7 protein-coding genes are annotated in these 6,885 nt (G+C 70.3%); 5 read left to right on the top strand and 2 right to left on the bottom strand.

Features of this window, described 5'->3' with window-relative positions:
- Positions 1 to 108: 108 nt before the first annotated feature.
- The 5 genes from KUTG_RS02820 (at position 109) to KUTG_RS02800 (ending at position 5,673) form a co-directional block, all read left to right on the top strand.
- A complete protein-coding gene (locus KUTG_RS02820; protein WP_043714686.1) occupies positions 109 to 2,475 on the top strand; it encodes a phosphoketolase family protein in 2,367 nt (788 codons plus the stop codon).
- Positions 2,472 to 3,476 carry an acetate/propionate family kinase gene (locus KUTG_RS02815; RefSeq protein WP_043728060.1) on the top strand — a complete coding sequence of 335 codons (1,005 nt, stop codon included), beginning with the start codon at positions 2,472 to 2,474 and terminating at the stop codon, positions 3,474 to 3,476. Before KUTG_RS02820 ends, KUTG_RS02815 begins: the two co-directional genes overlap by 4 nt.
- 11 nt (positions 3,477 to 3,487) lie before the next feature.
- Positions 3,488 to 4,060, top strand: a complete 573-nt coding sequence (locus tag KUTG_RS02810) for a DoxX family membrane protein (RefSeq protein WP_043714685.1) — start codon at positions 3,488 to 3,490, stop codon at positions 4,058 to 4,060.
- Positions 4,061 to 4,136: 76 nt separating this feature from the next.
- The gene (locus KUTG_RS02805; protein WP_043714683.1) at positions 4,137 to 4,550 is read left to right on the top strand and encodes a pyridoxamine 5'-phosphate oxidase family protein; all 414 of its coding nucleotides are present in this window, start codon (positions 4,137 to 4,139) and stop codon (positions 4,548 to 4,550) included.
- Positions 4,551 to 4,665: 115 nt separating this feature from the next.
- The gene (locus KUTG_RS02800) at positions 4,666 to 5,673 is read left to right on the top strand and encodes an RNA polymerase subunit sigma-70 (RefSeq protein WP_043714681.1); all 1,008 of its coding nucleotides are present in this window, start codon (positions 4,666 to 4,668) and stop codon (positions 5,671 to 5,673) included.
- 80 nt (positions 5,674 to 5,753) lie between these two features.
- Here KUTG_RS02800 and KUTG_RS02795 read toward each other — a convergent pair whose 3' ends face one another.
- Positions 5,754 to 6,320 (bottom strand): dihydrofolate reductase family protein, encoded by a 567-nt coding sequence (locus KUTG_RS02795; RefSeq protein ID WP_043714679.1) that lies wholly within the window; start codon positions 6,318 to 6,320, stop codon positions 5,754 to 5,756.
- A gap of 143 nt (positions 6,321 to 6,463) precedes the next feature.
- On the bottom strand, positions 6,464 to 6,885 hold a 422-nt coding region (locus KUTG_RS02790; protein ID WP_043714677.1), incomplete at its 5' end, for an acetate--CoA ligase family protein.

Genomic DNA, 6,885 nt, shown 5'->3' with positions numbered 1-6,885 from the left:
GACGGGGCCGAAAGACCCCGCAGGTTCGGGTCCGCCGCCCGCGGCCCGCGACGGGGCCGATCCGCGACTGTGGTTGCTGAATCGAGAGCAGCGACCACGGGAGCATCGATGATCACCGCAGGCTCGATCGAGCAGCAGCCGACGACACGATGGGCACAGCGCCTGGACGCCTGGTGGCGCGCGGCCAACTACCTGTCCGTCGGCCAGATCTACCTGCTCGACAACCCGCTGCTGCGGGTACCGTTGCAGCCCAGGCACGTCAAGCCGCGCCTGCTCGGGCACTGGGGGACCGTGCCCGGTCTGACCCTGACCTACGCCCACCTCTCGCGCATGATCATGCTGCACGGGCTGGACCTGATGCTGGTGACCGGCCCCGGCCACGGCGCGGCCGGCCTGAACGCGGCGGCCTGGCTGGAGGGCACGTATTCCGAGTGCTACCCGGAGATCGCGCAGGACGAGGAGGGCATGCGCCGGCTGTTCCGGCAGTTCTCCTTCCCCGGCGGCGTGCCCAGCCATGCCTCGGCGCACCTGCCCGGTTCCATCCACGAGGGTGGCGAGCTCGGTTACTCGCTGGCTCACGCCACCGGCGCGGCGCTGGACAACCCCGGCCTGATCGCGGCCTGCGTGATCGGCGACGGCGAGGCCGAGACCGGCCCGCTGGCCACCAGTTGGCACGCGACGTCTTTCCTGTCACCGAAACGGGACGGCGCGGTGCTGCCGATCCTGCACCTCAACGGCTACAAGATCGCCAACCCGACGCTGCTGTCCCGGATGCCGCGGCACGAGCTGAACTCGCTGCTGATCGGGCACGGCTGGCGGCCGATCGAGGTCGCGGGCAGCGACCCGGCCGAGGTGCACGAGAGCTACGCCGACGCGTTGGACACGTGCGTCAACGACATCCGGGAGATCCAGAACTCCGCCCGCAGCGGGTACGGCCGCCGCGACCGGCAGTGGCCGATGATCGTGCTGCGCACGCCCAAGGGCTGGACCGGGCCGCACGAGATCGACGGCAAGCAGGTGGAGGGCAGCTGGCGCTCGCACCAGGTGCCGTTCGCCGCCGTTCGCGAGGACGCGCACCACCTCGCGTGCCTTGAGCAGTGGATGCAGTCCTACCGGCCGGAGGAGTTGTTCGAGCAGGACGGCTCCCCGGTGCCGATGGTGCGCGATCACCGTCCACTCGGGACGAACCGGATCAGCGCCAAACCCCTTGCGCACGGCCAGGTCCAGCGTGACCTCCGACTTCCGGATCCGACTAGCCATGCGGTGGAGGTGCCGTCGCCCGGCGCCGTGACCGGTGAGTCGACCCGCCAGCTGGGCAAGTACCTGCGCGACGCCGTCGAGCTGAATCCCGACAACCTGTTGCTGTTCGCCCCGGACGAGCACGCGTCCAATCGGCTGGACGCCGTCTTCGAGGTGACCGGACGTCGTTGGCAGCTGGCGACGGAGGCGGGCGACGACCACCTCGACCCGGAGGGCCGGGTGCTGGAGGTGCTGTCCGAGCACCTGTGCCAGGGCTGGCTGGAGGGTTACCTGCTGACCGGCCGGCACGGCCTGCTGTCCAGCTACGAGGCGTTCGCGCACGTGGTGGACTCGATGGTCGCGCAGCACGCGAAGTGGCTGCACACCGCGGCGCAGATTCCTTGGCGGCGGCCGATTCCGAGCCTGAACTACCTGCTGACCTCGCACGTGTGGCGGCAGGACCACAACGGTTCCTCGCACCAGGATCCCGGCTTCGTCGACCACGTGCTGAACAAGCGGCCCGAGGTCGTCCGGGTCTACCTGCCGCCGGACGCCAACACCCTGCTCGCCGTCGCCGACCACTGCATGCGCAGCCACGGCCTGATCAACGTGATCGTCTCCGGCAAGCAGCCGGCGTTGCAGTACCTGACCGCCGAGCAGGCGGCCGCGCACTGCGAGCAGGGGCTGGGTGTGTGGGAGTGGGCCAGCACCGATCTCGACGGCGACACCGACGTGGTGATGGCGTGCGCCGGCGACGTGCCGACGCAGGAGACGCTGGCCGCGGTCGAGGTGTTGCGGGAGTTCGTGCCGGATCTGCGGATCCGCGTCGTGAACGTGGTCGACCTGGCCCGGCTGGCCTCGCCCGAACAGCATCCGCACGGCATCGACGACAAGGCGTACCGGGAGATCTTCACCGGCGCGCCGGTGATCTTCGCCTACCACGGCTACCCGTGGCTGATCCACCGGTTGACCTATCGCCGGCCCGGACACGACGACATGCACGTCCACGGCTTCCACGAGAACGGCACCACCACGACCCCGTTCGACATGTGCGTGCTGAACGAGCTCGACCGCTACCACCTCGCGCTGGCCGCGCTGGAGCGGGTTCCTCGCGTCGCCGGTCGGCTCGGGCACGTGCGGCAGCAGCTGCTGGACCGGCTCGCCGTGCACCACGACCACATCCGGCGCACCGGTGAGGACCTGCCGGAGATCCGCGAGTGGAGGTGGACGCCATGAGCAGGATCCTGACCGTCAACCCGGGATCGTCCAGCCTGAAGGTGTCCGTTGTGGACGGCGGTGCGTCGATCGGCGAGTGGTCCGTCCAGAACTGGGACGGCCTGCCCGATCCGGCGGCGATGGAGGCCGTGGGTCCGGTGGACGCCATCGCGCTGCGGTTCGTGCACGGCGGTGACCGGCCGGGTCCGGTGGTGCTGACCGAGGCCGAGGAGGTGGGCCTGCAGGCCCTCGCCCCGCTGGCCCCGATCCACCAGCCGCGATCCCTGCTGCTCGGACGGGCGTTGCGGACCTGGTGGCCGGACACTCCGCTGGTCGCCTGCTTCGACACCAGCTTCCACACCGGCCTGCCGCCGGCGGCGTCGACCTATCCGATCCCGATGGAGTGGACCCGGAAGTTCGGCGTGCGGCGGTACGGCTTCCACGGTCTGTCGTGCGCCAACGCGCTGCGCACGACGGCGGAGACGCTGGGGCGGCACCTCGAGGACGTGGCGATGATCTGCTGCCACCTCGGCTCCGGCGTCTCCGTGACAGCGATCGACGGCGGCCGCAGCGTCGACACGTCGATGGGCTTCACACCGCTGGACGGGGTCGCGATGGCGACCCGGCCCGGCGCGCTCGATCCCGGCCTGCTGCTGTACCTGGCGCGGGAAGTTCCGTTGGAGACACTGGACGTCGCCCTGAACCACCACTGTGGACTGGCCGGCATGTCCGGCACCAACGGTGACCTCCGCGAGGTGCTCGCCGCCCGCGCGCAGGGTTGCCCCGACGCGGACCTGGCCGTCCGGGTCTACCTGCACCGGCTGCGTCGGGAGATCGCGGCCGCACGAACTTCCTTGCCACGACTGGACGCGCTGGTCCTCACCGGCGGTGTCGCGGAGCACCAGCCCGGCCTGCTCGACGAGCTGGCCGCGGGACTGGAGTTCCTCGGCGTCGCGCCGACCGTGACGCCGGCCCGCGAGGACCTGGAGATGGCAAGGCAGACCGAGGAAACACTGAACTGAGGAGGAGAACCATGTCCGTCAAGGAGCGTCCTGCCGCCAGTCCGTCGCCCGGCGTGGGTGACCGGCCGGCCGGCGCCGACCAGTGGTTCGCGGTGCTGCGCATCGCGACCGGCCTGATCTTCGTGTGGGCCTTCGTGGACAAGCTGTTCGGGTTCGGCTATGCGACGCCGGCCGCCAAGTCCTGGCTGAGCGGCGGCTCGCCGACCAAGGGCTTCCTGGGCAACGTCGAGGTCGGCCCGTTCCAGTCCATGTTCCACGCCTGGGCCGGCGCCCCGTGGGCCGACTGGCTGTTCATGCTGGCCCTGCTCGGCATCGGCGCCGCCGTCACGCTCGGCGTGGCGATGCGCCTGTCCGCCGTCGCGGGCACCGTCCTGCTGGTCATGATGTGGGCCGCCGAGTGGCCGCTGGCCACCCTGACCGCCGCAGGCAAGCCGAGTGGCTCGACCAACCCGCTCATCGACTACCACATCATCTTCGCCCTGGTGCTGATCGTCGCCGCGTTGTTCGGCGCCGGCCGGACGTGGGGCCTGGGCCGGCAGTGGGAGAAGCTCGCCGTCGTGCGGGCCAACCCGTGGCTGCGCTGACCACCGACCGAGAACCACCTGTGTGACCAGGGCCTGTGCTCTGGTCACACAGTCATGTCCACAGAGGGGCAACGACATGTTCGATGCTGCGGGCCTGGAGATCCTCACTCGCGCCGAGTGCCTGGTGCTGTTGCGGACCGTGCCGCTCGGTCGGATCGTGTTCACCGATCAGGCCATGCCGGCGGTGCTGCCGGTGAACTTCTCGGTGTGGGACGGATCCCTGCTCATCCGGACCGGCGCCGGCAGCAAGCTCGTCGCCGCCACCCGCAACGCCGTCGTGGCGTTCGAGGTGGACGACATCGACCCCGACACCGGCAAGGGCTGGAGCGTGGTCGTGGTCGGCCGCTCCGGCGTGGTCGACCATCCCGCCGAGCTCGCGGAGGCCGAACAGACGGCGCCGCAGACCTGGGTGGGCGGTCGTGACCGCCTGATCCGGATCGCCATCGGCTCGATCAGCGGCCGCCGGATCAGCGAGGTTCTGCCGGGTTGAGTGGCCACCGGCCGCCACGGACGAGGCTGGCGAGCTCGTCGGCGTCACCGATGAGAAATCCTCCGCCGTGTCGTCAGTTCTGGTAACCCTCGCACCGGTGGAAGGATTGACGACCATGACCGATGCCAGACCGCTGGGCGCCGATGAGGCCACGTTCATCGCGGCGGCCCGCTCGGGTGACACGGCGCGGTTCGCACTCATCACGGAGCGCCACCGGCGTGAGCTGCAGGTGCACTGCTACCGGATGCTCGCGAACTACGATGACGCCCAGGACATGACGCAGGAGACGTTCCTGCGAGCGTGGCACAAGCGGGAGTCGTTCAAGGGCGACGCCACGCTGCGGACCTGGCTGTACCGGATTGCGACGAACGCCTGCCTCGACTTCCTGGACAAGCGCAACGACCGGACACCCGTGCCGTCCGGGCTGTGCGACCCTGGCTCCGAATTGCCGTACCTACAGCCCTACCCCGACCGGATGCTCCCCGAGGACCCGCAGGAAACGGCGGTGGCGCGGGAGACCATCGAGCTGGCGTTCATCGTCGCCGTCCAGCACCTGCCGCCGCGGCAGCGGGCGGTGCTCATCCTGCGCGACGTGGTCGGCTGGCCGGCGTCGAAGGCCGCCGATGCCCTTGAGCTGACCGTCGCATCGGTGACCAGCGCGCTGCAGCGGGCGCGCGTGACGATGCGCGAGCAACTGCCCGAGCACCGGCTGGACTGGCGCAGCCCCGCCACACACGAGCTGTCGGCCGATGAGCGCGGCGTGGTGAAGTCCTACATCGACGCCCACGAGCGCAACGACCTCGGCGGGCTGATGTCCCTGCTGCGCGACGACCTCCGCTTCGCGATGCTGCCCGATCCGGGCACCGTGATCGTGGGGGCCAAGGACTCGGTGGACGGCTGGGTCTCTGGTGGGCTCTTCCAACCCGGCTACGACGACTGGCGCTGTATCACCACGACGGTCAATCGCATGCCGGCCGCCGCGCTGTACCTGCGCACCCCCGACCACCCGGCGTACCGTCTGTTGAACATCGCGGTCCTGCACATCGCCGACGGGAAGATCGCCGAGCTCACCGGATTCGACGCCACCGACAAACCATGGCTGGGCCTGCCTCCGACGCTGTGACCACAAGGGGCCGGCGTTGCCGACATGGCGTCTTCACGCCCGTCGGCAACGCCGACCGGAGCCGAGCCGCCGGCCTGCGCTCATCGCCTCGTCTCGTATCGGGCCAGGACCACACCGCCGGGAAACGTCCGCGTCTCCACCAGGTTCAGGTTCGTCCAACTGTCCAGCGCGGTGAAGAACGGCGTGCCGGCGCCCACCAGAACCGGGTGGGTGACGACCGCGTACTCGTCGATCAGCCCGGCCCGCATGGCCGCCCCGGCGAGCGTCGAGCCGCCGATGGTCATCGGGCCGCTGTCCTCGGCCCTGAGCCGGGTGATCTCGGCGACCGCGTCGCCGGTGACCAGGCGGGTGTTCCAGTCGACCTTGTCGATCGTCGAGGAGAACACCACTTTCGGCGTGTCCCGCCAGTTCCGCGCGAACGCGATCTGCGCCGGCGTGGCGTCGGGCTGCTGGTCGCCGGTCGGCCAGTAGGAGCTCATCGCCTCCCACAGCTTGCGTCCGTACAGCGACAGGTCGCTGGCCCGCTCGTGGTCGAGCCACCACTGGAACAGCTCGTCGCTCGGCGGCCCGCTCCAGCCGATGTCGTCGCCGGGCGCGGCGATGTAGCCGTCCAGGGTCACGTTCATGCCGAAGATCAATTTCCGCATCGTGCCAGCCTCCCGTGAGTCGACCTCACACGTACAGACGGGCGCGATGCGGAAACCTCATCGGTGCTCGATCGACGTCCGCGGGCGCCTGCGACCCGTGGCGGGATGGATCTGGTCGGGTGGAGCGCGACCAGGCGCCCACCTCAGACCCTGAGTGCGCGAAGCGTGGCATCCCTCTGCTCGACCGGGCGGAGCAGGATTCGGGCGTCGGCGGCGACGCAGCCGGTCTCGTACGCGATGAGCGGGTTGATGTCCATCTCGGCGACCTCGGGCACCAGCTCGGCCAGGCGGCCGACCCGCATGACGGCGGCGGCCACGGCGTCCACGTCGACGCCGGCCAGGGCCTGCGGGGCGGGCAGGCCGCGCAGCAGGTCGTGGCTGTCGATGTCGGTCACCGGCACCAGGCAGCTGACGCGCTTGTCGATGACGTCGGTGTCGGTGCCGCCGAGACCGAACACGACCAGCGGCCCGAACGCGGCGTCGCCGACCACGCCGACCAGGAACTCCCGGCCGGCGGTGGCCATGGGTTGCACGAGAAAGCCCTCCAGGTCGTCGCCGAAGCGGG

This window comes from Kutzneria sp. 744 (genome assembly GCF_000568255.1).
Classification (GTDB): Bacteria; Actinomycetota; Actinomycetes; order Mycobacteriales; family Pseudonocardiaceae; genus Kutzneria.
Note: the sequence above shows the minus strand (reverse complement) of the source record. Positions and strands in the feature narration are given on the sequence as shown.